The 26,711-nt window shown below is 57.6% G+C and carries 23 protein-coding genes and 3 pseudogenes; 16 read left to right on the forward strand and 10 right to left on the reverse strand.

Annotation, left to right across the window (positions count from 1 at the left end):
- Positions 1-57: 57 nt before the first annotated feature.
- The 3 genes from N1937_RS16360 (at position 58) to N1937_RS16370 (ending at position 2,899) form a co-directional block, all read left to right on the forward strand.
- Complete coding sequence (locus N1937_RS16360; protein WP_260056557.1) at positions 58-564, forward strand: hypothetical protein; 507 nt, start codon at positions 58-60, stop codon at positions 562-564.
- Positions 565-710: 146 nt separating this feature from the next.
- The gene (locus tag N1937_RS16365) at positions 711-1,073 is read left to right on the forward strand and encodes a hypothetical protein (RefSeq protein ID WP_260056558.1); all 363 of its coding nucleotides are present in this window, start codon (positions 711-713) and stop codon (positions 1,071-1,073) included.
- A 416-nt stretch (positions 1,074-1,489) separates the two neighbouring features.
- Positions 1,490-2,899, forward strand: a complete 1,410-nt coding sequence (locus N1937_RS16370; protein ID WP_222295663.1) for a DUF882 domain-containing protein — start codon at positions 1,490-1,492, stop codon at positions 2,897-2,899.
- Between the two features lie 2 nt (positions 2,900-2,901).
- On the opposite strand, the gene N1937_RS16375 is transcribed toward N1937_RS16370, so the two are convergent.
- Together N1937_RS16375 and N1937_RS16380 are read right to left on the reverse strand one after the other, a co-directional pair.
- On the reverse strand, positions 2,902-3,051 hold the full coding sequence (locus N1937_RS16375) for a hypothetical protein (protein WP_246709804.1): 150 nt from the start codon (positions 3,049-3,051) through the stop codon (positions 2,902-2,904).
- 100 nt (positions 3,052-3,151) lie between these two features.
- A complete protein-coding gene (locus tag N1937_RS16380) occupies positions 3,152-3,754 on the reverse strand; it encodes an NADPH-dependent F420 reductase (RefSeq protein ID WP_260056559.1) in 603 nt (200 codons plus the stop codon).
- A 139-nt stretch (positions 3,755-3,893) separates the two neighbouring features.
- Between N1937_RS16380 and N1937_RS16385 the strand changes: the two genes are divergently transcribed.
- The 9 genes and pseudogenes from N1937_RS16385 (at position 3,894) to N1937_RS16420 (ending at position 16,561) form a co-directional block, all read left to right on the forward strand.
- Positions 3,894-4,823, forward strand: a complete 930-nt coding sequence (locus N1937_RS16385) for a LysR family transcriptional regulator (protein ID WP_222295662.1) — start codon at positions 3,894-3,896, stop codon at positions 4,821-4,823.
- Between the two features lie 593 nt (positions 4,824-5,416).
- Positions 5,417-5,560 (forward strand): annotated as a pseudogene (locus N1937_RS31425) (NAD-dependent epimerase/dehydratase family protein); the annotation flags it as partial.
- Between the two features lie 346 nt (positions 5,561-5,906).
- Positions 5,907-6,863, forward strand: coding sequence for an NAD-dependent epimerase/dehydratase family protein (locus N1937_RS16390; protein ID WP_260056560.1), 957 nt, complete (start codon positions 5,907-5,909; stop codon positions 6,861-6,863).
- 31 nt (positions 6,864-6,894) lie between these two features.
- Positions 6,895-8,115 carry a glycosyltransferase family 2 protein gene (locus tag N1937_RS16395; RefSeq protein WP_222280981.1) on the forward strand — a complete coding sequence of 407 codons (1,221 nt, stop codon included), beginning with the start codon at positions 6,895-6,897 and terminating at the stop codon, positions 8,113-8,115.
- Positions 8,109-11,111: a trifunctional glycosyltransferase/class I SAM-dependent methyltransferase/polysaccharide deacetylase gene (locus N1937_RS16400; protein ID WP_222295661.1), complete on the forward strand. Its 3,003-nt coding sequence runs from the start codon at positions 8,109-8,111 to the stop codon at positions 11,109-11,111. The genes N1937_RS16395 and N1937_RS16400 overlap by 7 nt, the downstream gene beginning before the upstream one ends.
- 2 nt (positions 11,112-11,113) lie before the next feature.
- Entirely contained in the window at positions 11,114-12,190 is a 1,077-nt protein-coding gene (locus N1937_RS16405) for a glycosyltransferase family 2 protein (RefSeq protein WP_026154306.1), read from the forward strand.
- Positions 12,183-13,937 carry an ABC transporter ATP-binding protein gene (locus N1937_RS16410; RefSeq protein ID WP_260056561.1) on the forward strand — a complete coding sequence of 585 codons (1,755 nt, stop codon included), beginning with the start codon at positions 12,183-12,185 and terminating at the stop codon, positions 13,935-13,937. Before N1937_RS16405 ends, N1937_RS16410 begins: the two co-directional genes overlap by 8 nt.
- Entirely contained in the window at positions 13,934-15,058 is a 1,125-nt protein-coding gene (locus N1937_RS16415) for a glycosyltransferase family 2 protein (protein ID WP_260056562.1), read from the forward strand. The genes N1937_RS16410 and N1937_RS16415 overlap by 4 nt, the downstream gene beginning before the upstream one ends.
- 1,296 nt (positions 15,059-16,354) lie before the next feature.
- Positions 16,355-16,561 carry a hypothetical protein gene (locus N1937_RS16420; RefSeq protein ID WP_004676311.1) on the forward strand — a complete coding sequence of 69 codons (207 nt, stop codon included), beginning with the start codon at positions 16,355-16,357 and terminating at the stop codon, positions 16,559-16,561.
- A gap of 368 nt (positions 16,562-16,929) precedes the next feature.
- Here the strand turns inward: N1937_RS16420 and N1937_RS16425 are convergent, their stop codons facing one another.
- The 7 genes and pseudogenes from N1937_RS16425 to N1937_RS31575 all read right to left on the reverse strand — a co-directional run.
- The gene (locus tag N1937_RS16425; protein WP_017965724.1) at positions 16,930-17,178 is read right to left on the reverse strand and encodes a hypothetical protein; all 249 of its coding nucleotides are present in this window, start codon (positions 17,176-17,178) and stop codon (positions 16,930-16,932) included.
- A gap of 103 nt (positions 17,179-17,281) precedes the next feature.
- Positions 17,282-17,989, reverse strand: a complete 708-nt coding sequence (locus N1937_RS16430) for a TfuA-like protein (RefSeq protein ID WP_260056563.1) — start codon at positions 17,987-17,989, stop codon at positions 17,282-17,284.
- The gene (locus N1937_RS16435; protein ID WP_017965726.1) at positions 17,986-19,179 is read right to left on the reverse strand and encodes a YcaO-like family protein; all 1,194 of its coding nucleotides are present in this window, start codon (positions 19,177-19,179) and stop codon (positions 17,986-17,988) included. The genes N1937_RS16430 and N1937_RS16435 overlap by 4 nt, the downstream gene beginning before the upstream one ends.
- Before the next feature lie 42 nt (positions 19,180-19,221).
- Complete coding sequence (locus N1937_RS16440) at positions 19,222-19,434, reverse strand: hypothetical protein (RefSeq protein ID WP_017965727.1); 213 nt, start codon at positions 19,432-19,434, stop codon at positions 19,222-19,224.
- A 20-nt stretch (positions 19,435-19,454) separates the two neighbouring features.
- Positions 19,455-21,302 carry a peptide antibiotic resistance protein gene (locus N1937_RS16445; protein ID WP_260056564.1) on the reverse strand — a complete coding sequence of 616 codons (1,848 nt, stop codon included), beginning with the start codon at positions 21,300-21,302 and terminating at the stop codon, positions 19,455-19,457.
- A 9-nt stretch (positions 21,303-21,311) separates the two neighbouring features.
- A complete protein-coding gene (locus N1937_RS16450; RefSeq protein WP_017965729.1) occupies positions 21,312-21,737 on the reverse strand; it encodes a helix-turn-helix domain-containing protein in 426 nt (141 codons plus the stop codon).
- Positions 21,738-21,899: 162 nt separating this feature from the next.
- Positions 21,900-22,057: pseudogene (locus N1937_RS31575) on the reverse strand (class I SAM-dependent methyltransferase); the annotation flags it as partial.
- A gap of 239 nt (positions 22,058-22,296) precedes the next feature.
- Between N1937_RS31575 and N1937_RS16455 the strand changes: the two are divergent.
- Positions 22,297-23,187, forward strand: coding sequence for a DUF6030 family protein (locus N1937_RS16455; protein ID WP_260056565.1), 891 nt, complete (start codon positions 22,297-22,299; stop codon positions 23,185-23,187).
- A 178-nt stretch (positions 23,188-23,365) separates the two neighbouring features.
- Here the strand turns inward: N1937_RS16455 and N1937_RS16460 are convergent.
- Positions 23,366-23,804, reverse strand: a pseudogene (locus tag N1937_RS16460) (hypothetical protein).
- Between the two features lie 138 nt (positions 23,805-23,942).
- Here N1937_RS16460 and N1937_RS16465 point away from each other — a divergent pair.
- From N1937_RS16465 to N1937_RS16475, 3 genes are read left to right on the forward strand one after another with little or no spacing between them, the layout of a single operon-like run.
- Positions 23,943-25,016 (forward strand): endo-1,4-beta-xylanase, encoded by a 1,074-nt coding sequence (locus N1937_RS16465; protein WP_017965731.1) that lies wholly within the window; start codon positions 23,943-23,945, stop codon positions 25,014-25,016.
- Positions 25,017-25,047: 31 nt separating this feature from the next.
- Positions 25,048-26,199 carry a glycosyltransferase gene (locus N1937_RS16470; RefSeq protein ID WP_222280976.1) on the forward strand — a complete coding sequence of 384 codons (1,152 nt, stop codon included), beginning with the start codon at positions 25,048-25,050 and terminating at the stop codon, positions 26,197-26,199.
- Complete coding sequence (locus N1937_RS16475; RefSeq protein ID WP_017965733.1) at positions 26,199-26,690, forward strand: acyltransferase; 492 nt, start codon at positions 26,199-26,201, stop codon at positions 26,688-26,690. Before N1937_RS16470 ends, N1937_RS16475 begins: the two co-directional genes overlap by 1 nt.
- The last annotated feature ends 21 nt before the right edge of the window (positions 26,691-26,711 follow it).

Genomic DNA, 26,711 nt, shown 5'->3' on the forward strand with positions numbered 1-26,711 from the left:
CAGGAGATCGAAAAGCTGGAATTTCACTTACCGCTCCAGGAGAGCCGGGAATTCCTTATGACCCGCTGCGGCCTTATGCCGAGCGAAATCAAGACCTGCTCGCAGTTCTCGCGGAAGCTCAAAGGTTACGAGGAGTTCCTCCAGAAGAATGCCGTCTCGTACCACGTCATCCGCGGTCTCATTACCACGAATTCGACGGTTCGCGAGATCGCCCTGGCCCAGATCGCTTCCGGCGTCCGCTTCGACACCTCCGACCTGAGAGCAGTCCGGCGCGGAGTTGCCGATAGCAAGCTCACCGAATTTCAGTATCAGGCTCGCGCTAGCAAGAAGGCCATGCTCGACGCCGCCCGCCGGCGCTCGGCCGAGACCGTGCAGGAGTTCCAGTGCGACGCGGTCGCGCTTTTGGAGAAAGTCGCGGCGCTTCCGACAGCGACGGCGAGGAGCTCCACGTCACGACAAATGGCAGAGATCGCGCAGGACGCAGCCCGGCTGCTACCCGTGTTCGAGACGATCGCCGGATCCGACCATCCGCGCGAGGGTGAACAAAGGCGGCGACATCGGTAGCAAAAGGCGAACCGCGTCGAAAAAACCTCGTTTTCACTATCCGCAAATTGCTGCCGAAGCGGTCGTTAGCACAGTGTTAGCGCGAGCCACCTAGTGTGGTGACGCCATGGGAAACCCGGTTGTCCGTTGAAAACAGGACAAGCAGAATGAAGACCAGCCCTGCCGCGGCTTACGGAGGTTACATGAAACTGGTTCTAGGCAGCGTAATATTGGCGTCTGCCATACTGCTATCCAGCTTGTCGGGATTCGCAGCTTCGGGAGGATGGCATTCCGATGGGCAAGGGACGAGATACTGGCACGTCACTCCACCGCCCGGGCAATGTAATATAAGCCAAGCGAAGAACAGAGCGCTTCGGGCCGGCATCTATCGTAGCGAGATTATACAGCAGGATGACAATGTCATCGTGCTCAGAGGTCTGGATGAATCGGGCGACCGGCGAACGATCGGTTTCGGCAACATCAGGGGGTGCCCCGAGTTGGAGGGGTATGAGGATAGTCCAAACTTCTGAGGACATAGTTAGAGCTTGTTCAGCGAACTTTGCCAGTTCCGACCGACGTACGCATTTCTGGGCAAGCGTCGCGTCTCTACCGATCGACAAGGCTGGCGGTTAGCAGCTCATCGGATGCCTCATTCCCAGCTGGCCTGCCCTATTGATTGATCCGGGTTTAAGTTCGATGCATGTTCTGGTCAGCCTCTAGGCGGGAGTTGAGGTCGCGTGTTCAGGGAGATCGAAGGTCGGGAGCGGTTGTAATCGTTTCAGGGCGGCGGGGATTTCAGAGCAGTACACAATGCGCTCGATGCTCTCCTCCCGCGGCCGCAGGGTCCGACTGCGCTTGGGATGATCCGCATCCTCAATCCGCCGAGCTCACGCATCCACTCGTTAGGAATTTATTGACCATAAGCTGGCTTTACTGAGCGCGATGGATGCGGAGGTTCCCGCACGTCGCCGAGTGTTTGGTCTGGGCGGGATTGTTCGTGTTGAGGTATCCAGTGCAAGGACTATCAGGCGCAGCCTTGGGCGGAATTGCGACACTCCTGTCGCGTGCGGAACGTTTCGTCGCGCAGACCATTCTGCCGGCTCTGTTTGCGCTGCCGGCACTTGTTGGTTCTGCATCGTTTGCCTCAGCGGAAGATCGTGCCCTGAAGCTGTTCTTTACCCATACAGGCGAGAGGGCGACGATTACCTATAAGCGGGACGGAAAGTTCGATCCAAAGGGCCTCGCCCAGATCAATCGGTTTCTGCGCGACTGGCGAAGGAACGAGCCGACCCGGATGGATCCCCGGCTGCTCGACCTGGTCTGGGAGGTGTACAAGCGCAGCGGCGGCAAAGACTACATCCATATCGTCTCCGCCTATCGTTCGCCCACCACCAACAACATGCTCCGCAATCGTTCGCGCAGCACGGGCGTCGCCAAGAAGAGCCAGCACATGCTGGGCAAGGCGATGGACTTCTATGTTCCCGGCGTGAAGCTTTCGACGCTGCGTGCGCTTGCCATGCAGATGCAGGTCGGCGGCGTCGGATATTATCCGACCTCGGGATCGCCCTTCGTGCATCTCGACGTCGGCAATGTCAGGGCTTGGCCCCGCATGTCCCGGCAAGAACTCGCTCGAATATTCCCAAATGGGCAGACAATGCATCTCCCGGCCGATGGCCGGCCGCTGCCGGGATACAATCAGGCGGTTGCGAACTACAAGAAGCGCGTCGGCCCCACCTCGATCCAGATCGCCAGCACCGCTGGAGAAGACGAAGATGCAGGAGCGCCGACAACATCGAGCGGCGACAAAAAACTCGTGACAGCGCTTCTGCCCACGCCCCGAAGCAGGGCATTAAATGCGCTGGCGCAGACCGGCGCGGTCGAGCGGGATGACAAACGGTCCGCTGGGGATGTTTCATCTTTGCCGATTCCAATACCGGCGATGCGGCCGCCCGCCCTCGAGCACGGCGCGGGCGCAGATGACAAACTGGAGACTGCGTCGATTGGCCCAATTGATGTTCTTCCGGACAGGCCGGCGCCAGCATTGCCGACCTACGCCCGATTCGAACCCCTCGTTGTTGCACATCAGGCCTCCAAGCAGGGCCCTGATATGATCGCCTCCCTGCCCATGACCGCTTCCTGGGAAGGAGCAAGTTTCTTTGGATCGACTTCCGACGCGGCGTTGATGAAATGGGCGCTGCATTCTTCAGGAGAGGTGATGGGATTGAGCGCACCTCGCGTTTCCCCGCGCACGGTTCATCGCGAGGTCAATGTCGCGACGTCAGGTGACGATATCATTCCGGTCGCCGCCAAAGGCCAGTTCAATACCAACCGGTTTGCGTCGTCTCCGGAGGGCTGACCTCAGTCATCGGGGGGTCCGCGCTGCGCCGGTGAAACGCATTCGTCGAGATCAGCTCCCGCCCCACCCCAGCCCTTGATCGCCCCAAGCTGCCGGTCGAAATAGTCGCGCCGGACGACGATCATCCCGTCTTCGATGGTGACGGTGCCCATGACCGGCAGCGTGATCTCGCCGCCGCTCTCGTGGGTGAGACATCGATACGTTCATTGAGGACGACATTGCCGGTTGCGGCTATGTTCATCTGCCTGCGGCTTAGGCAAACTTGACTAGGTTGAGGGCCGGCAGTGGACCACCGGGGAATTGGGCGAGTTTGCCGCCGACGGCGATAGGCCCAAGGTCGATGCCGGCAAAGCCGAGCCTGTCGATCAGCGCGCCGACCTCGGCTTTCGCCGCAGCGTCATCACCGGAATAGAAGAGAACGCGCTGGCCGCCTTCGGAATGCGGATCGCGGGAAACGAGATCCGCCAGCAGATGGTTGAAGGCCTTGACGACGCGGGCGCCGGGCACGAGATCGGCGACGATTTCCGTCGAGAGGCGTCCGTGCAATTCCGCCGGCTTGAAGAGCGGCGCCTCGATCGGGTTATTGGCGTCGATGACGATCCGGCCGTTCCAATTAGGCAGTCCTGCAAGCGCTTTCGGGAGTTTCGACGAGTTGACCGCGACGAAGACGATATCCTGCGAAGCCGCCTGCACGCTTGTGCCCGCCGACACGCAGGAGCCGATGGCCGCGACCGTCTCCGCGAGGCTCTCCGGACCGCGGCTGTTCGACAGCACAACCGGAATGTCGTGACGGGCGAGTGCGGTGGCGATTGCGCGGCCAATATTGCCTGCGCCGATGATGCCGAACGTGGTCATGTCATGTCTCCATAGTGTGTTCAGGTCGGGCCGCGTGGCCGCTATTCGATGTTCGACGAGGTGAAGATCGCCTATTTATTCCGCCGTGATTAGCGGGTATTTCTACGAGTGAGTTTCAAGCGTTCATTGAAAGAAGCCTATGGAGAGCCTCGCCAACCTTGAATCCTTCGTCCGCAGCGCCGAGCTCAGAAGCTTTTCCGCAGCCGCCCGCCGCCTCGGCCTCACTCCGGCCGGGGTCAGCCGCAACGTCGCTGCCCTGGAAGCCAATCTGAAGCTGCGCCTGTTTCATCGCAGCACCCGGAAACTGACGCTGACGGAGGCTGGAGAGCGTTTTCTGATTTCGATCCGCGATCACCTGGAACAGCTTCAGACTGCCATTGCAGATGCCTCCACTGAGCAGGCGGAGCCGGCCGGCGTATTGAAGATCAGCATGGGACCCACCTTCGGCATTGGCTATATTCTGCCGCTGCTGCCGAAATTCATGAAGGCGTATCCGCTGATCCGGCCCGAATGGATGTTCGAGAACAGGCAGGTCGACCTGATCGCGGAAGGTTATGACGCTGCCATCGGCGGCGGCTTCGAACTTGCCCAAGGCATCGTGTACCGCGCACTCACGCCAGCGCATCTCATTGCGGTGGCCTCGCCCGACTATATGCGAGATCGAGTGCTTCCCACGGACCCCTCCGGCCTGGCCGCGCTCGACGGCATCGTTATGAGATCGCTGCGCACCGGGCGGATCACGGAACGACAGATGCGCAATGCCGCCGGAGAGCTGCAGACGGCCTCCCTCAAGGAGACGATCATCTTGAATGATCCGGCCGCCATGCGGGCGTCCGCACTGCTCGGCCTCGGGGTGACATTGATCGCCAAGCCGGACGCCCTGCCCGATATCGAGAGCGGCAGGCTCGTTCGGCTGCTGCCTTCCTGGTGGGTCGATGCGGGCCCGATCTCGATCTATTATGCAAGCAGGAACCTGCTGCCATCCAAAACGCGGGCGTTCATAGATTTCGTCGTCGAGCATTTCGAAACGGAAGGATATCCGAAACGGTTTGCCGGCAGCCTGGATTGAGAAGATTGGGAACCGATCGCCCTGCCCGGCAATTGTTGCGCTTTATTCTCTGGTCGTCTGAGTGGGCCAGAGCTCACCTTGTCCACGCAGTGCGCTTACTGCGACCGTTACCGCGCGAGCAGTTGCTCATAGGTGCGCTACCCAGCGCCAGAAGCCTGTCGTGGTCGGGACGCAAAATGGAAGACGACGTTATCGCTTGATGCGACCGCGCGTCACCAATAGCCGAGCGTCACCACGAAGGCGGGAAATTCCATGTCAGCGCTAGAATGAAGGACTGCACTGCGGCCGACCAGTATTTTTTAAGATCTCCTAAACAATCGCCACATCTTACAGTCGGTGCACGCGCATCGGCCCGAAAAATCGGAATCGATCCTCCGGAAAAGCGATGTAGATCCAATGTGTTAAGGCGTTATCTATACGCTTGAAAAGACGCGCAGGCGCCATAGTTTTGGGCAATCGAACGACGACGGCGATCGTTTACGTGCGCGCGAAATTCAGACCAAAGTCCGATCCACCCCCGGACTTCGTGCCCTACTAAACTTTCGATCGCTGTAATAACAATAATATACTCTCAAGTAACGAGGCGAGATGATGTGAGAAACGGGGCCGGCTTCATTGGATCGCATTTCTGCGACGACTTCTACTTAGAAAGCGATACCCAGAAGCTGGTTGTTGTTGACAATCTTTGCATCGGACCTTTCGAAAATATTGCACACATCAAGGATCCCCATTGCCACCGAGCTACATGCTTTTCGATGAGCAACCTCAGCTCTGATCCGAAACTGGTTGGAGAGGTTCTCGATATCATGCCGATTCCTTCGATCGAATTCGATGGCGGCCGCTCATGGAATGGAGTGTCGATATTGGGCAGGTCGTGATCGCACGCCAAGCATCTGTCGCATCCGGCCCCGGCGCGGCCACGCGTCATCGACCGCGGCGTCGGAGGCGACACCTTAAAATAGGCAAAATTAAGAATTAACACTAACAAGCGAGTATTTCTTAGAAACCTTCTAAGTAATTGTCATGCAATACAGGCGATGCTAATAAGCAAACACCTTATCTCAAGTCACGAGGGGCAAAGCAATGAAAAGCGTATTGATTTCTGGCGGGGCTGGCTTCATCGGATCCCACTTGTGCGATCGACTTTTGCTTAGGAAAGACATCCAGAAGCTGGTCGTTGTCGACAACCTCTGGACCGGGCTTTTCGAAAATATCGCACACATCAGGGACCCCCGTTTCCACTTCGTGAAATCCGACGTCGAGACGCTGCAGACCTCGGATAAATTCGACGAAATCTATCACCTTGCATCGCCCGCATCGCCGCCGTGGTACATGAAGGAGCCGAAGAGGACGATCTCCGCCAATCTTCTCGGAGCGTTCCGGTTGCTCGACTTGCTGAAGAAGGGCGGGCGTTTCGGTTTCACCTCTTCTTCCGAAGTCTATGGCGATCCTCTGGTGTCGCCGCAGCCGGAATCCTACAAAGGCCAGGTCGACTGCACCGGACCGCGCTCGTCCTACGACGAGAGCAAACGGTGCACGGAGTCGCTGCTGTTCGAGATGCAGCGTACCCAAGGGCTCGACGTCAAGATCGTTCGCCCCTTCAACATCTATGGTCCCCGGACACGTTCCGACGATGGGCGCGCGGTCTCCAACTTCATCACCCAGGCGCTTTCGGGTCGCCCGATTACCGTGTTCGGCGACGGCCTTCAGTCTCGCAGCTGGGGCTATGTCGATGACGTCGTCGATGGTTTCGCGCGCTATTTCTGGATGAATGAAACCGACTATAAGGGGCCTCTGAACGTCGGCAATGATCGCGAGATTTCGGTTCTGGAGGTCGCGCAATATGTCTCCAGACTCGTTGGCGGCGTGCCGATCGTCTTCGAGCCGTCACCGCCGCAGGACCCCACGAACAGACGGCCGGACTTGACCAACGCGCACTATGCCATGCCCGAGTGGTCGTGCAAGATCACCTACGAACAGGGCGTGGCAATGACGCTCGACTGGTTCAGGAACCAAATGAAGGCACACGCGGCAGAATAAGCCATGATGACTTTCGAGACTCGCGTCCTGGATGCAGGTGGCGTATGTTCACGGTGCGATTGAGAGAGTAATAATGCGAGAACCAGTTCCGTCCGATCTCGAGGATATAAGTTTTCCCATACCGATTCACTATCTTGATCTCGCCACCTCTCGCCTCGATACCGTTTCGCCCCCTATCTCCAATGGGCTCGTGGTCTTTCTGTCGGATGGTCTTCCGGTAGGACAAGCCTATATCGAAAGGCACGAGACGGCTGCGGCACTCGCCGAGCGTGTCGTGCGACCCGAGACGCTCGAGCATGCGCGTCATGTCGCGCAAACGCCAGTGCGCAACCGTGACGTCAGCATTCTGATTTGCACAAAGGACCGGCCGGAGGACCTACGCCGGTGCCTGGCCTCAATCCCCAAACAGTCGCTCAGCCCCATCGAGATCATCGTGGTGGATAATGCCTCCGCCGGCGAGGCGACGCGTCGGGTGGTAGAGGAATCGGGCGCCACCTATGTCCGTGAAGATCGGGTCGGGCTGGATTATGCGCGCAATGCGGCGGTTCGTGCGGCGAGAACCGAATTCGTCGCGTTTACGGACGATGACGTCGTCCTCCACGAGCGGTGGCTGGAGAACTTGATGAAGGGGTTCGATCTGCCGGAGATCGCCTGCGTCACCGGATTGGTCCTTCCCGGAGAACTCGCAACGCCTGCACAGTTTATCTTCGAAAAGCATTGGAGTTTCGGCCGGGGCTATCTGCGGCAGGATTTCAATCAGGATTTCTATACCAGGGATACACGTTACGGCGCTCCGGTTTGGACGATCGGAGCCGGCGCAAGCCAGGCCATCCGCCGCAAGGTCTTCGACGAGATCGGCCTGTTCGATGTCCGCTTGGACATGGGAGCTGCCGGATGCTCAGGCGATTCCGAATACTGGAATCGGCTCCTCCATCATGGCCATGTCTGCCGCTACGAGCCGACGGCGGTAGCCTGGCACTTTCATCGCAAGGATATGAAGGGGCTCGCCAAACAGATCTACCAATATATGAGTGGCCACGTCGCAGCCCTGCTCGTCCAGTATCAGAACACAGGAAATAACGCCAATCTGCGGCGGATCCTGCTCTCGTTTCCGAAATATTATGCCGGAAGGGTTAAAAGACGGCTTCGCAAAGGTGCGACATCACACGACTTCTTCCTGAAGCAGGAAATGCTCGGAAGCGTAAATGGCGCTCTATACGTTCTGCGGCGATGGAAGAGGCCCGCATGGTAACCGCTGTGAAGCCTGACATTTCTTTCCTCATACCCGCCTATAATGCAGACGATACGCTTGCTGAATGTCTTGCCAGCCTGCAGCAGCAGTCGCGATCGAACTGGCAGGCCGTCGTGGTCGATGACGGTTCGACAGACGGCACCTGGGAGCTTCTCGAGGGCATCGCAAAAACGGACAGCCGCATTCTCCCCGCCCGTCAGCCGAATGCCGGCGCCGCCGCGGCGCGAAACCATGCCGCCAGACTGGCAGCCGCACCTCTGCTCTGCATGCTGGATGCCGACGATTGGCTGGATCCGACCTTCATCGAAAGCATGCTGCCGGTGGCAGAGAATACATCTCCAGCAGTTATTTCCTATTGCGCCTACCGCCGTGTCGCCCCGGACGGCAGGCTTATGCAGATAGAACAGCCTCCCACCCTGACGGGTGACGCCGCCAAGCGCGAATTCTCCTCCTTTTGTGCGCTCGCCATACATACGGTTGTCTTTCCCCGGAGCCTTTTCGAGCTTTTGGGAGGCATGGACGAGACCTTGCAGACCTGCGAAGACTGGGATCTTTGGCTTCGCATGGCCTTTTCGGGCGCCGAATTTCGTCGAGTCGACAGGTGCCTGGCTTTCTATCGCATGAAGTCGGGCTCTCTATCCGGCGATCCGACCAAAATGATGCGTGACGCCATTCGCGTGACAACGAAGGCGCAAGCGCTGCAGATGCAGCAAGGCTTGTCGGCCGAGGAGCCGGAGACAGGTTGGATCACGCCCGCGATCAGCCAGCTGCGCATGCTAGCCTGGGTCGTCGCGGCCAAGCTCGATCCGACTTTGGATATAGCGGCCCTTGCATCGCTCCTGCCTGACATGCCGGACGGCGCGGGCTACGAGAACCTTCTTGCCGGTGTAATTCTGCATGGTTTGCAGACAGGGCTCTTTATCGATCGGGCCGACGATCTCATTGATGTCAGCGATAAATGGCAGCCGACGTTCCTTTTGCTCATCCAGTTGATTCAGAAACATTCCTTCCCTGGCACTGGGCGCAAGATCATTGAGGCCGCTTCCTGGCATATATCGGCCGCAAACCCTTTGCGGTCATTCACGCTTGGCAATGTTCAGGTGGTCGGTGTCGCGCTCGAGACGCTTTCGCGAATTCCCAAGGCCGAACCAGCCGACACGCTCATCATGCATGCCCTGTCCGGCGGACAGCATGTCGGCTCTTTTGTCGGGCCATTCTGGGGCGATCTTTCGATCCGGGCGCAGATCAGGCTGATCATGCATGAGATGCAGGCCGAAGAGCATCTGCAAACACCGCCCAAGCTCGCCTATATGAGCTCCTGGACGAAGGAGGCATTGCGCGGGTACAGAGCCTTCGGTGGCCTCATCATACGAAATGGCCGGCGGCGGGGACGTCTCGAACGGATTTTGGTCCGTACCGGACGCAACGCCCTTCTTGCCTGCGCGCCAAGCGACAAACAAGACAACGACGCCAGGCTGTCCGACATCCTGCGGAATCTCCGACGCGATCCGACTCGACTGCTTTCAGACTCTTCTGGCCCGTGTCCGGAGGAAAAAAATGCGGCTCCCCCTGTTCAGTCGGAGGAAGAGTATTGGGAGCATATCTTTGAGCGCCCGGATCCATGGAATTACGTCTCCGTTTACGAGCAGGTCAAATATGCGCAGACGTTGAGCCTGATCCCGGAAGGGATCGAGAAGGCCCTCGAGCTCGCCTGCGCCGAGGGGATCTTTACCGAGAAGCTGGCGCGGAAGGTCGGTCGGGTGACGGCCACGGATATTTCCCAGCGGGCGATCGACAGGGCCGTCGAGCGGTGCCACGACCACCGCAATGTCGAGCTTCGCGTGCTTGACTTCGTCAGACAAGATCTCCCACCCGAACAGGATCTCGTCGTCTGCTCCGAAGTCCTTTATTACATGAAGGATGAGGAGATGCTTGCCGCCGTCTGCGGCAAGATGGCCGCAGCATTGAAGCCGAACGGCTACCTGATCACGGCCCACGCGCATATCCGCCGGGACGAACCCACCCGGACCGGTTTCGACTGGGGCAATCCCTTCGGTGTCGGCACGATCAAACAGGTTTTGGCCGCACAGCCTGGCCTGGCCTTGGAAGACACGATCGAAACCGAACTTTACGCCATCCACCGGTTCAGAAAGGGCTCGCTGGCCGATCCTGTGCTGCGGGTCGAGCGGCACGGAACTCCGTTGGACGCCGACGTGGCGAAGCACATCATCTGGGGGCCGGCTGGCGTTGAGCGTGAGGCGGCATGGACAACGGAGGTTACGACCTCGGTTCCCATCCTCATGTATCACAGGATCGCAGACGAGGGCCCCGCGGCACTCCGGCGCTTCCGCACGCCGCCCGAGGTTTTCCGCAAGCAGATGCAGTTCCTTCGGCGCCAGGGTTATTATACGCTGACGGCGCAGGCGCTTACGGATCTGCTGCGCAGCGGCAAGCCGGTCCAGGGCCGGCCCGTCATGCTGACCTTCGACGATGCCTACCTGGATTTCCTGACGGACGCCTTCCCGATCCTTGCCGAGAATGATTTCAGCGCCGACGTATTCGTCGTCACCGATAAAGTCGGCGGTCAATCAGATTGGGATTCTGCCTATGGAGAGCCTGCGCCGCTGATGTTGTGGTCGGATATTCAGCAGTTGCACCAAAAGGGCATCAGCTTCGGCTCCCACCTCGTATCACACACACCGGCCACTGCGATGGACAACGAAGCCTTGCTGGCCGAAGCCATGCTTTCGCGCAATGCGCTGCACAGCCGGCTGGGCACCTCCGTGGAATCCATTGCGCTTCCTTATGGCGCGACGGACTTCAGGGTCCCCGGCATTCTGGCGCTTGCCGGCTATGGGGTCGGCTTCACGACACGGCAGGCGAAAGCCACCTTTTCCGACAATCTCTTCGGTCTGCCACGCCTGGAAGTCCGCGGCGATTGTCCTCTTGAAGCCTTTCCCGAACTTATGGGCCTGCCGGGAGCTTTTATCGGATGACAATAACTGGCGTTGCGGCCCCTCTCATTACCATCGTCATACCGGCTTACAACGCCGAGAGGACGCTTGCCGAAACGTTGAGAAGCGTCTCCAGCCAGTCCTACGACAAGCTCGAAATCCTTGTGGTCGACGACGGATCGCGGGACGGCACCTTCGATCTCGCGAGCGACCACAGCCTGATCGATCGCCGTGTCCGTGTTCTCCGCCAGGAGAATGGTGGGGTTGCGCGCGCGCGCAACCACGGCGTCCGGGAGGCCAGCGGCCTTTACATAGCCCCCGTCGATGCCGATGATTTATGGCACCCCCGGAAAATCGAGCTCCAGCTTGAGGCACTAGGGAAGTTTCCGGACGGACGCGGAGTCGCCTACAATTGGTATGCGGCGATTGACGAAAACGGGATCATTTTCGGTCATTCGCGACCAGTCCTGCATCAAGGGAATATCTTCGAACCTCTGTTAAGGGAAAACTTCATCGGCAATGGCAGCACGCCCTTGATGCCGCGGGCGGACATTCTTCGCTGCGGCGGCTATGACGCCAGCCTGCGCGACAACGGCGCCGAGGGATGCGAAGATCTGAAACTTTATCTGGCTTTGGCCGAAACCTTGCCCTTTGCGCTGGTTCCCGATTTCCTGACCGGTTATCGTTTCACCAAGGGAAATATGTCCAGCAACGCTTATCGGATGCTGAAGTCCCACGCCCTGGTGATGGCCCCGATCATCACGCGCTATCCGCATTTTACGCGTGACATCAAGACAGCCGAATTCAACACGGCGCGCTGGTATTTCGCCAAGGCGTTTCTCGGCAGCGATTTTGCCCAGGTCAAAAAGCTGGCGCCGATGATGGTCAGCAAATATTCCTTGCGCCTTATCGCCCACGGCGTGCAGCAGGGCTGGCGCCAGGCGAAACGCGGCCTCCGGATGGCAAAGCGCGTCCTCGGCAAGTCTTCGGCGCGGCCGAAAACCCGCGTCGCGAACGCGCCGCTTCCGCAACCCGGAACAGCATTCAGCGATCGTTTCATAGCCGTGCCTGCCAAAGAGGCAACCGGTCTGACCTCTTCCCGGATGGTCAACAATGAATAGGTTTCGAAAGCCGCCTTCCGCTAAACCCGCAAGAGCCTACAACCTGGTTATAGCGGCTCGGTTCCGCGAGCTTCTGCAACTCGTACCGGCACTGCGACTCAAGATGACAGTGATGATCATCCTGGGAATTCTTACCGGCTTCTCGGAAATGGTCGGCATCACCTTTCTGGTCAGCCTCGTCTTTCTTCTCGGGCAGCAAGGTCCCGCTTCCGGCTCCGCCGTTGCATGGCTTCCGGCGTTTTTCGGCGGCATTGACCTCAGTCTCTCGAAGCCTGTCCTGATCGGCATCCTGATCGGCTCGATCCTGTTTCGGATTTTTCTCGGATGCGCCAATTCGCTCATTGCAAGCGCTGTCAACCACCGAATTAGCGACCGCATGCGAGACCGTCTCTACGCCAAGGTCTTGACCATGCCGTTTCAGCGCTTTCAGGATTACGAGCGTAGCGACCTGATCAACGTTATCGCGACCGAATCCCATGCAGTGTCGTCGGCGCATGCCAGCCTGGTACGACTGGGAGTGAATTTCGGCACGATTGTGATTTTCGGCGTCGGCATGCTGGTAATGGCCTGGCCGATCGCGTTGCTCGCCCTCGCCTTCGGTTTCATCCATAATTTTGTATTGGGTTTCTTTGCCGGTGCCTACCGCCGTCTCGGCGCCTCTGCATTGGCGGCAGTGGAAGCATTGACGCAACTGAGCTGGACAACGCTACAGACTTTGAAAGCCGTCAAAAGCTTCGGCATGGAAAAGCGTCATCAACAACTCTTCGCGGCGCTTTCCAACGACGTCGGCCAGACCTGGCGTCGGTCGGACTGGATGGGAGCGATAACCTCGCTTCTGAGCGAAATTCTGACCTTCGGGGTCATCCTGACGATCATTCTGTCTTCGGAATTCCTGCCGGTCGATTTCAAGGCGGCGCTCTCGGCGACGATCCTTCTTTACAGGCTTCAGCCGCATATCAAGGGATTTGATTCCCAGATTCTCAGCCTTTACGAGATGGAAGCGTCCCTGCAAAACGTCCTGGCGCTGCTTTCGGAGAAAGATGACATCAAGCAGGCTTCGCAAGGGGAAAAGGTAAGCCGCCTGGCGGAGGCGATTGTCTTCCACGACGTCTCGTTCGCCTATGAGCGATCGAACGCACCGGCGGTTCACAATCTCAGCTTCTCGATCAGGGCAGGTGAGACGACGGCTCTGACGGGGCCGAGTGGCTCCGGCAAAACCACAATCCTCAACATGATTCTCGATCTCAACCCGCCGACCCGGGGCCTGATCACGGTCGACGGCAGGGATCTGACAACCATCGACCGTTCCAGCTGGCTGCAGCTGCTCTCCGTGTCGGGCCAGGACGTTGAACTGATGGAGGGGACGGTCCTCGACAACATCCGGTTCCGTCGCGATATCTCGGAGCAGGATATCCGCTGGGCGGCCGATGTGGCCTGCGCAACGGAGTTCATCAAAGATCTGCCGTATGGCTTTGATGAATGGCTGGGTGACGAGGCGATCCGGCTTTCGGGCGGGCAAAGGCAGCGCATAGGCCTGGCGCGCGCGCTCGCCGGCCGGCCTCAGATCCTGCTGTTGGACGAAGCAACAAGCGCGCTCGACGAAGAGACCGAGATGCGGGTGTTTTCGGCGATGAAAGAAGACGCCGGCAGAACGCTGATTGTCGTCAGCCATCGGCCCGCTGTGGCCAGGCTGATGAAGAACCGGATCGATCTCCGCCCGCCCGCACCCACATCTAAGCTCGGGTGACGGACATGGATGTGTCAACGATGTCAGGTGTTCGGGTGGCGGTCGTGATCCCTGCCTATAATGCCGGAGAATACCTTGCCCAGACGCTCCAATCCGTTGTCGACCAGACCCACAAGGCGCTTGAGATCATCATCGTCGACGACGGCTCGACGGACGAGACACCCTCGATCTGTCGCCGTTTCGCCGCGAGTGATTCAAGGATCCGAATTCTGTCGACCGAAAACCGTGGCGTCGCTGCGGCCCGCAATACCGGGATCCAGGCATCGAAATCCGACTTTATCGCCTTCCTCGATGCAGACGACCTATGGCATTCGACCTATATCCAAAGAATGCTCTCGGCTCTCCAGCCTTTGCCGGACGCCTGGGGCGCGGTCTATGCGCTTCACCGCTTCATCGATACCGAAGGATATTGCACAAGATCCGGTTCGTCGCTGAACGCCCGAGACAGCATTCTCAACCGTCATCTCGTATTCCGCTTCGTCGGCAATGGCAGCGGCTTCATGGTTCGCCGCGCTGTTATCGACAAGATCGGCGGCTACGATTCAAGCTATGCCAGAAAGGGGATTGGAGGATGCGAGGATTTCGATTTCGAACTCCGCACCGCTGAACATTTCAAGATCGAGACGGTGCCGTTGGGCCTGGTGGGCTATCGCTCACATTCCGCAGCCATGTCTTCAGACAGGTCACGGATGGCGCGATCGCTTCTGGCGGTGACCGAGCAATGCATCGCCCGCAATCCTGAGCTTCCGGCTTTTGTCGTCAGTTGCGCCCGCGCGTCGGCGCATCTTTATGCATTCTCAAAATTTGCCGCCTTGAAAGATTGGTCCAGCGCTGCGACCTCGCTCAAACACATTTATCATCATAGCCCAATGCTCGCCTCCGGCATCCTCGCCAGGCTGCTCTTTTCAAAAGCTGGCAGAGCCACACGCCGGGCGTTGTCGAAAGTCTGGCCAGCGAGGGAACAAAAGCAAAAGAATCTCAGGAAATTCGAAGAGATAGACCCGCTTCTCCCCTTGGTCGGTGGTTGGTCTCGCTTCAGAACGAAGGCATTGCTCAGCCGCTTGTCTGAGACGGATCGGTCTGGCGAATGCTCTGTGGCGACCTCATCGCAGGAGGCTTGATGTCTGTCGGCTGAACGGCTGTCGATGGCGTTTTTCGCTCGGCCGCTATGTCGCGCCGAAGAGATCGAGCACCGTCAAACATCCAGAGGTTTGACAACGCCTCCCGTCCATCAGCCTGGATCTCGCTATTTTGTACTACGAGCTTTTATTTTAACGAAGAATAGCAATTGCTAAAAAAGAGAGTAACCTACAGAAAGAAGAACTACCCCAATAATAATCTTCGACAATGTCGATTTTAACTGCAATCATACCTACGTACTGTGTAAGCATTCCGACTGGAGGACCCGCCAACCACCCCGGCGGGTCCTCAACTTTCCTTCTCGACCGGTTGCACAGATGCAATCGCCATTAACACTGCATCAGCATAGATAGATCTTACTTCGGACGACGATATTACGCTGTTGAGATCGGCTTGATGAGAAAATCTCGCATCATCGGCAGGTGACGGTCGAAGTGCCGGCTCTCCTGCTTAATACTTCGATCAAAATTTCAATTGAGCGCGCGATATTTTTGGATCTGCAGTGAAATTTCGGAGACGGAGCAATCCCTCATAAAGTTGATATTGCTTTTCAATAGAAATTAATAAGTATCGATGCCGCTATTAGGAAATGCATCCTCTGATTATTTCTTGATATAATTTTAACCGCCTCACCATTGGCATCTAAATACAACCATTATCTGAAAGTCATAAATTTTACCTTTTGATAAATTTTTTTGTTATACTCAATTATTGTTACCAGTTTAATTAGTTCCTTCATTTCATAAGCATCGGCGTTTAGGTTTCGCGCGAGGGCTGGAAATCTCCCGAAAGCTATTTTCCTCCCCCCGGCTCTCAACGATCGGACAACCTGCCGGCACACTGGTGATGTTGTTACGGCCGATGGCCCCAATAGTCCTGGGCTGGTCGCGCGTGGAAAAGTTGCCGATGCAATTCAACATCGCCGCACGAAACATTAACATTCTGATACATAACGATATTATATAGGACCGGCCAATTCAGCCCAACGGCATTCGGTCTGTCATTTCAAAGGCCGGCATTTGGGGCTGTACTTGCCAACGGAAATACCGATGCAAAACCCGCGGCGTAAGAAATGCCTATCCTCTAGGCGAGCCGCCTAATACGAAACAACTGATATGCTTGGACGAAGTTGGACGGTCCTGATTCATTACATCAGAGGCCCCGACCTGTGTCGAAATGGTCGCACCTCGCCCGCGAATTAACCCTTCATAAAGCATTTGCTTGCTCAACTTATAATTTGTGTCATGGTCACTGTAAGTAGCGAGGGAGCCGACCTGATGAGTGATATGGCATCGCAGATTCCGGAATTTGGTTACGATGAGCGCGTGATGATCTGCCGGAAGCAGATCGAAAAGGCGGTCTATCAGTTCATTGCAAATACGAAGGTCGAGGGATGCGATCCAGCGGAAGTCGCAATGGCCATCGCAGACATTGCCGACGATTACATTTTACTGCTGGCCCAGAAGCGCAATTTGACCCATTGAGGTCAATGGATCGGCCGTCAATCGGCCGATCGTCCGCACGATGTGCGTGACCCAAAATCGCCGCCGCTTTTCTGCCCGGAGGCAACGTCAACGGAATCGTTTACGGATTGTGCCGAAACCATCCGAGCGATGATGTCGAACAGCGTTTGAATAAACCGCCCAACCACGCTCAACAGTGCATGCGTCCGCCCAGAACGAGCCGGGCTTCTCCCAATCTATAATTCGCGCCAGCTCACAGAATGGATTTCGATTGACCGCTCACCGGACCAACATATGCATAACCCCGGAAATCGATGCTGATTTCCGGGGTTATGCATGGATTTGAAGTGGTAGAGCGTTCCAGCGCGTCCGATCGGACGCATGCCGGTCTAGTGGCTTCTGACGCTCACTTGCGGAACCGGGGAGCTCAATTCAGCCAATTCCCTGGTCAAGCCCTCCCCGACCTCCTGCTTCACTGCCTCGAGCGCAAGGTCGAGGCAATTCGTCGCGAACGGCAGTTTGACATCCTGGGCGACCTGTCGCGCATAGGCGATCATCCGCGCCAATGCGACGAGCTCTTCCACACCATCTTCCGCCCTTTGGTCTGCTTCTACATTGCCAACCGATGTCACGCCCATGTCCCATTTCCCCAATGAATTGAAGGAATGATACGCGCCTAGACGTGATCCACCCCGTGAAAAAAGCGTGACACAACTCCCGGTGACTATTGCCGGCTGCGATTCACAATGCAGGGCGCGTGCGGAATGAAGTTTGGCGCAGTTTCCAGGGCAGATCGGCATTCGACCGAATATCGCGAACGTCCTGCACGGCTTTCAACAATTCCAAGGCGTCGATGCGTTTCTGGTCGACGGCATTCGACAAAAGTGCCGCCATCAGGTGCGGACGATCCTGCTCGGCCAGCCCTGCACATTGCTCGACGACCGCCCGCCAAGTTCGCTTCTTGAAGAAGATAGCGCCTGCGGCATCCTCCAGCTGTTGGCGCAACCGACTTTCCAGCAGTCCGCTATCCTCCATCATATCGAGCGTTGCGCTGACATTGACGAGCGGTATCGTGAGCGGCTTGCTGCCCAGCGCGCTCGGCGCGTGAGTGAGTGCGACCGCGGCATCGTCGACCAGCCGGCCGATGCGATAGTCTTCGAAAATGCGTCCGATCCCGATCATGCCGAACGGATGGCATTCGGCAGCGCGCAACGCACCCATGCTTGCCGCCCCGAGAACCGCGACGCCCAGCGAAAGAGCATGGAGAATTTCCTTGTGCCAGACCGGTGCGGTATATTGGAAGCCGCCGTCGATCAGGCCGATGACATTGGCGCCCTGTTCCACCGCCGCCAAGACATCGCCCTGCGTCGCAGGCGGCAGGACGCATATCCCCTCGCCGGCAAGCGACGCCGCATCGGGAAGACTGGGACCTGCGAAAATGATCTTCAAAACCCTATTGCCCTGGCAAGCGCCCTTGTTCCGAACCGCTGGGCACGCTCCCCCTCCGGATTTTCGAGCTCGGGGATGACAATCTTGACGACACTGAAGGGAAGCGTGTCGTCGCTGAGGCGCACGGCGATCACCGAAGCGATCCGCCTGCCGCGTAGCTGGTCAAGCACATGCTGCAGCAAGCGGGCCAGATCCTGCTGCCCATGTCTGGCAACCGCATCAAGGCCGATGGCGGCAGCCGGCGGTGCGGCAACCGCAGCGAAGGCCTGCCGCATCAGCGGCGGCAAGGATCGTGAGAAAGTTGCGGGAGAGATATCGTCGCGGGCTCCGCTGATATAGGTCAACCGAGATTGCACGGCTTCCGTCACCGCCCGAATGGCCGCGCGCACGGGAGACGGGTGAGCGCCGGTGCCGCCGGTCACCTCGACGAGGCGAATGTCCCTGTTTCCGTGAAGGTCCCGGGAACCAAGCACGGCATCCCCAGGACCCAGCATGGCGGTGAAACAGGGGATTGCGATGTCGCTGGTGATATCGAAGAGCCTGAGCGCCAATCCCGATGTTTCGATCTTGTCGATCAGCCCGTCCAAAGCGACGTCCTGGAAGCCGCGGGGATCGACGCAGCCGGCATAACGATCCGCTTCCGCGCCCACCTGCCACAGCACATGGGCGTCACGCTCGATACGCTCCAGAACGCCATGAAAGATCGCCTCCTCGGCATTGTTTCCCGACGCCAGGCCGTCTGAAGACATCCAGTATCGCGCGTCACGCGTGCGGTCGAGCACCACCGCTTCAAAGGGGACATAGACCTCCTCGCCGGTGAGGATATCGATGCCGGCAACCCATTCCGTCTCCTCGTCCGGTCCAAGATCGGGTTTATGAAGAGCGGTCAGGCAGTTCAGCGTGTCGGTCTTGCATCCCATCGCCTGCAGACGGGAAGAGGTGCCGTGGACGAGATCGACGGCGGGTTCGCCGGCAACCGCCCGTTCGAGGGCTTCCATGATAGTGGATACTTTGGCGTCAATATCGGTCAGGCCCTTTCCCTGGGCAATCACGATCGAGCGGGAATTCGGGGCATATGCACACCAGACGGGGATTCCGATGTCGTCCAGTCCGGTATGTCGCGCAACCCTGGTAATGCCGAACCCGGCCAAAAGAGGTTCGACGCGGGAAAGGGTTTCTCGCGGCGACATGATCCTGTCGGAATATATGGACCGATCCGTCAGAATGCCGGCTCAGCCGTCGACGTGACCGGAGAGGGCAACCTGCGCCGACGAGACGGCAACGGCAAGGTCGACGCCCTTCACAAATGTGCCGCCGGCTTTGCGCAGGTCGTTCGCGGTCGCCAAATCCCCCGTCGGATTGAGAGGCTTGACCGCACCTGCGCCGAGATCGGCAAGCCAAAGATCCGCCTCACCGGGTATACCTACAATGACAGCTTTCGCCATGTAATGCCCCTAAGCTATTGTTAAAAACCGGCCTTCAATAGGCCCTCCCGATACAGCTCTTTTTGCCAATGCTCTTTGAAGGGAACGATGGCAAGCCATTTCTCGACGTCGAAGGCCGGGTTGATGCTTGCGACCCGTTGCCGATGGAAAAGCGCCCGTTTTCGATCGCCGATCATTGCGCAACTGGCCGCAGCAATGCGATGGGCCGGCGCTTTGTCTTTCATCGCCTCGACATAGGCGATGGCCTCCTCGTATTGTTCCAGGAAGAAACTCGCTCCCGCAGCACACCAGAGATAGGCGTCAGGCGCAATCGGATTGAGCGAAATCGCCTTTTTGATCTTGGCGAGCGCATCGCCCGGGCGCGATGCATGCACCAGCGTGTCGGCATGGCTGTAGATGACATCGGCAAAATGCGGGCTGAGTTCTTCCGCCAGACGAAGTGCGGCGACACTGGCATCGACATCGCCGAGATAGAGTTTGGTGACGCCAAGCTCGCGATGACCCGCCGCCGATTCTGGATCCCGCTCGATGGCCCGAAGCGCATTCTGCTCGGCCAGATGCAGCAGCTCGTTGTTTCCCTGCGCCGTCACGAGCCACTCGCTGGTGAAGGTCCTGGCCAGCCCGGTAAATGACGGAGAAAAATCCAGCTTATGCAACAGGGACTGCTTGAATGCCTTCCTTGCCCGGCGGATATGCGGCAACGTCAACCTGCTCATCAGGCTCGAGCCGACGAGATAGGAATGATAAGCTTTCGGGTTGGCTTCGAAGCGTAGTCGCTCTTCCTCGTTTTCAGCCAGCTCGCTTGCCACCGATAAGGTCAGTTGCTGCGCGATCAACCGTCTTTGCCGTGGCAATATATCGGGCGTCATCGCAAAGCGATTGGCCCAGATAATCTCGTCCGTGGGAAAGTAAACCAGCTGGGCGAATAATCCCTCTTCGGAGAGCCTCGTATCCAGAAGATAGGCGATCGAATGACGCGCGACCACGGCAGCCTTCTCGGAATCGCGGCGGATCTGGCCGGCCGTATGCGGCGCGACGATGGAAATGTTTCGTAGCGCGCAGAGTTCGATTGTAACGTCTTCGATCAGGGCGTTGGCAAGCGCAAGTCCGGCATCGGCATGTTTCGATGTCGGAGGAAGCAGCACCAGGCGAGGCAAGATCAGCGGTATCGGCGATATACGTTCGATGTCGGCAGTTGTCTGACCACCGGCCTCTGACCGCTTCACCTGTACCCGGGCATGGTCGTCGCCGTTCGGCAATCTCTCATTGAGGGACGAACCGCCGGATAGCCGGTGCAGCAAGGCTCTGACCTGCTCGTCATTCGGATCCCGTTCGAGGATCTGCAGGGCGGCGCTGGAAATGGTGCGCGCCGCGCCGGGCTTTTGCGCGTCCGGCAGCGCATCCAGCAGTGCCTGCCGCAACTGCAGCGCCTGAGCGTCCCGTTGCGCCCTGATCCACGCTTCTATCAGCTTTGTCGCTGGTTTGATATTTCCGATGAAGCCGCGCTGGGTCAGTTCGGCGATCGCGTTCAGCCGCTCCAGCGGCGAACCGCCTGTGCGAAAGATATCCAGATCGCTGGAAACTGCCTGCGTGTCGAGACGAACCGTGGTGGCGGTGAAATCGAAGGGCATTTCCGCGCGACCGCCGTCTGTATCGCGGATGCGGGAAAGCAGTTTGCGCAGATTGAGCCGCGCCAGGTCAGCTTCGACGTCGTTCCATAGAAACTGAGCCAATTCATAACGGCTGAGTTCATGGTCCGCGCCGGCATAGAGATGGGCCATCATCAACAGGCCCTTGATCGGATAACGAACCGGGTCGCCATTCGTCTCGATCAACCGCAGATCGCCGAATGTCTGCAGATGGAGCACGATCCGTCCTCAGCTGTTCACAACCGAATCGTGCAACTCACTGTCGCTTTCAGGCAACCCCGCGGCTGCCAGGCTTTTGGCTAACGCAACCAGCTTTTGCCTGATATTCGGGTCCTCGATGGCGATGAATGCCTTGTTGAGCGCCAGCCCCTCCTTCGAGGACAAAAACTTGTTCAATTCGCTCGTCTCGCCCTCGATTGGTCCGGCGCCGCCGTTCTCGAAGAAAAAGCCGACGGGCACGCGAAGAATCTCGGATATGCGCTGAAGGCGGCTGGCGCCTATTCTATTCGTTCCTTTTTCGTATTTCTGGATCTGCTGGAAGGTAATGCCGAGAAGTTCGGCCAAGCCGTTCTGGGTCATCCCGAGCGTCTTCCGCCGAACTCTCACGCGGTTGCCAACATAGACGTCGATCGAATTCGGCGATTTAGCCTTCATGTGAATTAGTCTCCCGCGTTATCAGCACGCCCAGCTGTATAATGGAGAGTTTAAGCAAGAATGCAACTAAAAGTAAATATTTCGCAAGGGTTTTTTTCAGCCGTGCACCAGTAAAAGCAACTTGTGGATTATTGCAACGGGGTGCCATTTGGCGCGGTGCTGCTATCGCGCATGTCGCAGCGGACGAATCCCGTTCGAAACCAGCGCCGCTCCGACGCCGTGTCTAAGAGGCTTTTGCGCAACAGCGATCATCGACTTGGCGAAAACGGCAATCCTTCCAACATATTCAAACGAACATTGTCGAAGCCGGTATCCAAAATATGCAGCGCGCCTTCCTGATGACGAGGCACAAAGGTGCCCAATTGCCGACACGAAGCCAAAGATATTTAACGGCTGAATGTATATGCTGGATCTAGAGCAATTCCAGCAAAAGTGCGCAGCGGTTTGTGTCCGGAGTTGCGCAAAAACAAAAAGATAGAGGGTTCCGTGGCTTGGAGAAAAACGGAAATGCTCTAGCCAGCCCGATCGAAACCCTTCTCGCGCGCCGGAGAAGACAAGCTTGCCCGATAATTCGTCGTCCGCATATGCGAAACAGCCGGTGGGAAAACCGCGGATTCCCGTGGTCTTCTGGTTGCTGCTGGCGATTTCCCTCTCACTGGTCATGGGGACGGTGCTGCTTTCCAACGACATGAAACACTTAAAGACAGTCAGCCATTATTTTGGCTTCGATCTTTTTCCCCATGAGGTGAGGCCGCCTCCACCCAAACCCCTTCCCCGCCCGATGCCCCCAGCCAGCTTTAAGCTTCCCTTGCATGCCATCGAACCGCCGATGGTAGAGGCCGCGTCGACTTTTCTACGGACATGGCGGATATCCGGCGCCGCGATGTGTGCGGCACTGCGCAATGCCGGCATCGAGACCAGCGATTGGGCAGCGGCGAGCTTCAACGCCGATACATTCGAGTGCTTTTTCGAGCAGAGCGGCAAGCGGGAAAAGGATCAGCTCCCAAAGTCCATCTTCGTCATCGTTCGCGGCAACGCCGCCGGCACGATCAACAATATGCGCGTGAAAATCATCAATCCCGAGACTGATCGAAATGGCCAGCTCGATCCCGGCATTCTGCGAATTTTCGAAATCATGCTGCGGCAACCGCAGTGGCTCGATTTTCACGAGACCCTGAACGCGATCAAGAATCTGAGGGACATCAAGGAAGACGGATTCGGAGCCAGCATCAGCTTCACCCGCGAGGTGCTCAATCCCGGGAATTACAATTTCACACTCTCGCTGGATGCGACTTCAGGAGCTCAGAAAAGAACGAGAAACTATTTTTCCGGCAGAATATGGCTGCCATTGCCGGACCCCGCGGTCGAGACCGGCAGCCCACAACCGGAAGCAGTCTCCAGGCCTCCCGATGCCGAGGCCCCGGCAGAAAGTCGGGAACACCCGCATTAGAGCCCCTGCGTAGTTTCAGACGCACAAAGGACGCTTTAACTCTTTCAATCCTCGCATCAGCAAAACTGTGCAACGGTTTCACAGGACTTGCGCGAAAACAAAGAGATAGAGCATCTTCGCGACCTGGAGAAAGGCGAACATGTTGTCGATTTCCGGTTTCGCCCCAAGCACCGGCCTGTCACGCCATGTGACTTACATCGTCACGATGTCTGGCCAGAATCTTGTAGAGCTTTTCAAGCTGTCCGCACTCGGCCGTTCGGTGCTGTCCCCACCCGCCAGGCGCCAGACACGCTCGGCATTGAGGTCCTGTGTAACTTGCACAAGGTCATCGTTCAGCGAGCGAATGACGATCTCCGATCGACGCAGCCGCACGACATTCTGACGATCACTGCGAACGGGAGGAAAATGACGCCGACGATGTCGAGAACAAGGGCAGCGAACTGCCGGTCATCGAGAAGAGATAGATCGTTTCGGACGGTCGCCATAAAAAAAACGGCATTTTGAAATGCCATATAAAAATAGCTCGTCAGATAGCTAGACCAATCTTCCATCACCGGCGCCCTCCCCCAGCGGTCTATATCTTGGAGTATGCTGAAAAGTCTTGCAGACACTGACAATGTCCCCTGCCGGGAAAGTATATTTGAGGTTGCATTAGCCTGCTGAATTGAACGCGAATCCCCTGGCGGATCGGTGCCGACGAGCTCGGTCCTTCAAATTCCACCGCGCACATGAAAAAGCTAACAGAGAGAGATAGAATGAATAGAAGACGTTTCCTCGCCTCGCTTCCGCTCGCGCTGTTATATGTTCGTGCAGGCCAGGCCTTGGCACAGGTGCCTGCCGCTGCAGGCTTACGCGCCCTTGCCGACAAGAAGTCGTTCCGATTCGGATCGGCAATCGACCTGCAAAACATCAACGATCCAATCGCTTCCGAGATCTACATCGACAACGTCAATTCGATAACGCCGCGAAACGAGCTGAAGTGGAATGCGACGGAAAAAAGACCAGGCGTTTTCAGCTTCGGCAGTGCTGACCGCATGGTTGCATTTGCACGCAAAAACAACATGAAGGTTTATGGCCATACGCTGATCTGGTATCGCGTCCCGGGCTGGGTGTCTGATATCACGGACGCAAAGACCATTCAGGCGGCGATGAACCGTCATATAAAACAGGTTGTCACTCGCTATAAGAACTCGATCGATGCTTGGGATGTGGTCAACGAACCGTTGGAGTATGATGCACCGGATCTGCGGGATTGTGTTTTCCGACGCCTTCTTGGCGACGATTATATTCGTATGAGTTTCGACATGGCGCACCAGGCCAATCCCGACGCAACGCTGGTACTCAACGAAACGCATCTGGAGAAAAAATCCGACGTGTTCGAACAGAAGCGCGCGCGCATCTTGAAAATCGTCGAGGATCTCGTGGCAAAAAAAACGCCGATCAATGCGGTGGGGCTGCAAGCGCATTTCCGCCCCGGACTCGACCGGATCGATCCGGAAGGAATGGGGCGCTTCTGTGCGGCGTTGAAGGACATGGGTGTCGGCGTTTTCATCACCGAACTGGATGCGTCCTGCCACTTCCTGAACCGCGACAAAGCCCTCACGCCGGCATCCTACGCCGATATTTTCAGTGACGTGATCACCGTGGCGGCCGAACATGGCGACTTGAAAGGCGTGACAGTATGGGGCATGTCGGAAAAATACGGCGAGCGCGATGAGAAAGCGGCCGATCCCGCCGCCGCTTGCACGAAGCGTGTTAATCTTTACGACGAAAATAATGCGCCAAGAAGTGCGGTTGACGGTGTCCGGCGGGCAATAGAGGCGATGTGATGCATAAGACAACGGAGACGCGAACAGATTCATGAAAAAAGCCGTTATTTATGTGGAAAAATTTTTGCCTGCCAGCCAGGCATTTGTTCTCAACCAGGCGGTAGCGTTTCGTACTTTCGAAGCTGAAATTCTTGCCGGCTCGCGAATTTCTTCGGCGCATACAAAAAAATCCACTGTTCCGGTTCATGACATCCGTCGGTCTCCCATTGCGCGGGCCGGTGAACTGCTGCTGAAAATCCCGCAGATCGGCCTTCCCTTCCTCTTTCCTGCGATCGGCAAAGCCGATCTCGTTCACGCCCATTTCGGTAAGAACGGCTATGTCATTGGCCCGCTGGCCCGGGCCGCCGGCAAGCCGCTCGTCACGACGTTTCACGGCTTCGATGCCACCTATCGCGGCGACCCGAAAAAGCCGGGCGGCTTCAATCAGGTGCGTTTCTTCGCCAAGGGCCGGAGCGAGATGGCCAGCTGGAACAGCTGGAACATCGCCGTTTCCGATTTCATCCGCGACCGGCTGCTGGCCCTCGGCTTTCCAGCCGAACGCGTCTATCGCCATCATATCGGCATCGATCTCGATCTCTTCAAAATGGAACCCCGCCCCCGAAAAAAAGGGCTCGTGGTTTCAATTGCCCGCTTCGTCGACTATAAGGGCCATCGTTTCATGATCGACGCGCTTTCGCGTGTGGCCGCCGCCGGCACCCCGGTCGAATTCGTCATGGTCGGCCAGGGTCCCTTGAAGGAGGAAATCGAAGCACTGGCGCGTCGTTCCTTGCCAAGCGTCACGATCCATGAAAATCTGTCGCAGACTGAGATAAGAGATCTGCTCGCCAGTGCGGAGCTCTATCTCCATGGAAGTGTGACCCTCGACAATGGTCACGCCGAAGCTTTCGGCCTCGCAAATCTCGAGGCGGAAGCCGTTGGTACTCCGGTCGTCGCATTTCGCTCGGGAGGCGTCGGCGAAGCGATCGAAGAGGGGAAAACTGGTTATCTCGTGGAGGAGCGGGATGTCGCGGGAATGGCGGACGCGGTCGGAAGACTGCTCAACGACCAGACCCTGTGGACAGCCTTTAGCGCGCGGGCACCGCTTCTGGTGGCCGAGCGCTTCGACTTACGTCGTCAGACGGGGACGCTCGAGGACTATTACAGTTCCGTGCTAGACGAATTTTCCAGCCGGGGTCGGACTTGATGGTGCAGACGGGAAAAAAGCCGAAGTGGGGACTGAACGTATTTCGGCCGCTACGGAACGGATTTGTGAAGGCGAAGTGGCTCTATTATACGAAATTCTGGGGAATGGACATCGATCCGACGGCGAGCTTTTCCTTGAGCGTGCGTTTCGACAAGACCAACCCTAGGGGATTGCATATCGGCGCGGAAACTTACGTCGCCTTTGAGGCTGCTATTCTGACCCACGATCTCACACGCGGGCTCTACCTTCACACGAGGATCGGCAAACGCTGCTTCATCGGCGCCCGCAGCATCATCCTGCCCGGCATCGAGATCGGCGACGAATCCGTCATCGGCTCGGGCTCGGTGGTGACCAAGAGCGTGCCGCCGCGCTCGCTCGTCGCTGGCAATCCGGCAAAGATTATCCGCAGCGACATCAAAATAATCTCCCGCTACGGCCGGATGGATCCAGACAGCGGTTACCGTCCCGATGCGGAATTCCAGAAAAGCTGAGCGGCCTTCGGACGCGTCTGA

Origin of the sequence: Rhizobium sp. WSM4643, assembly GCF_025152745.1 — a bacterium.
Classification (GTDB): Bacteria; Pseudomonadota; Alphaproteobacteria; order Rhizobiales; family Rhizobiaceae; genus Rhizobium; species Rhizobium leguminosarum_I.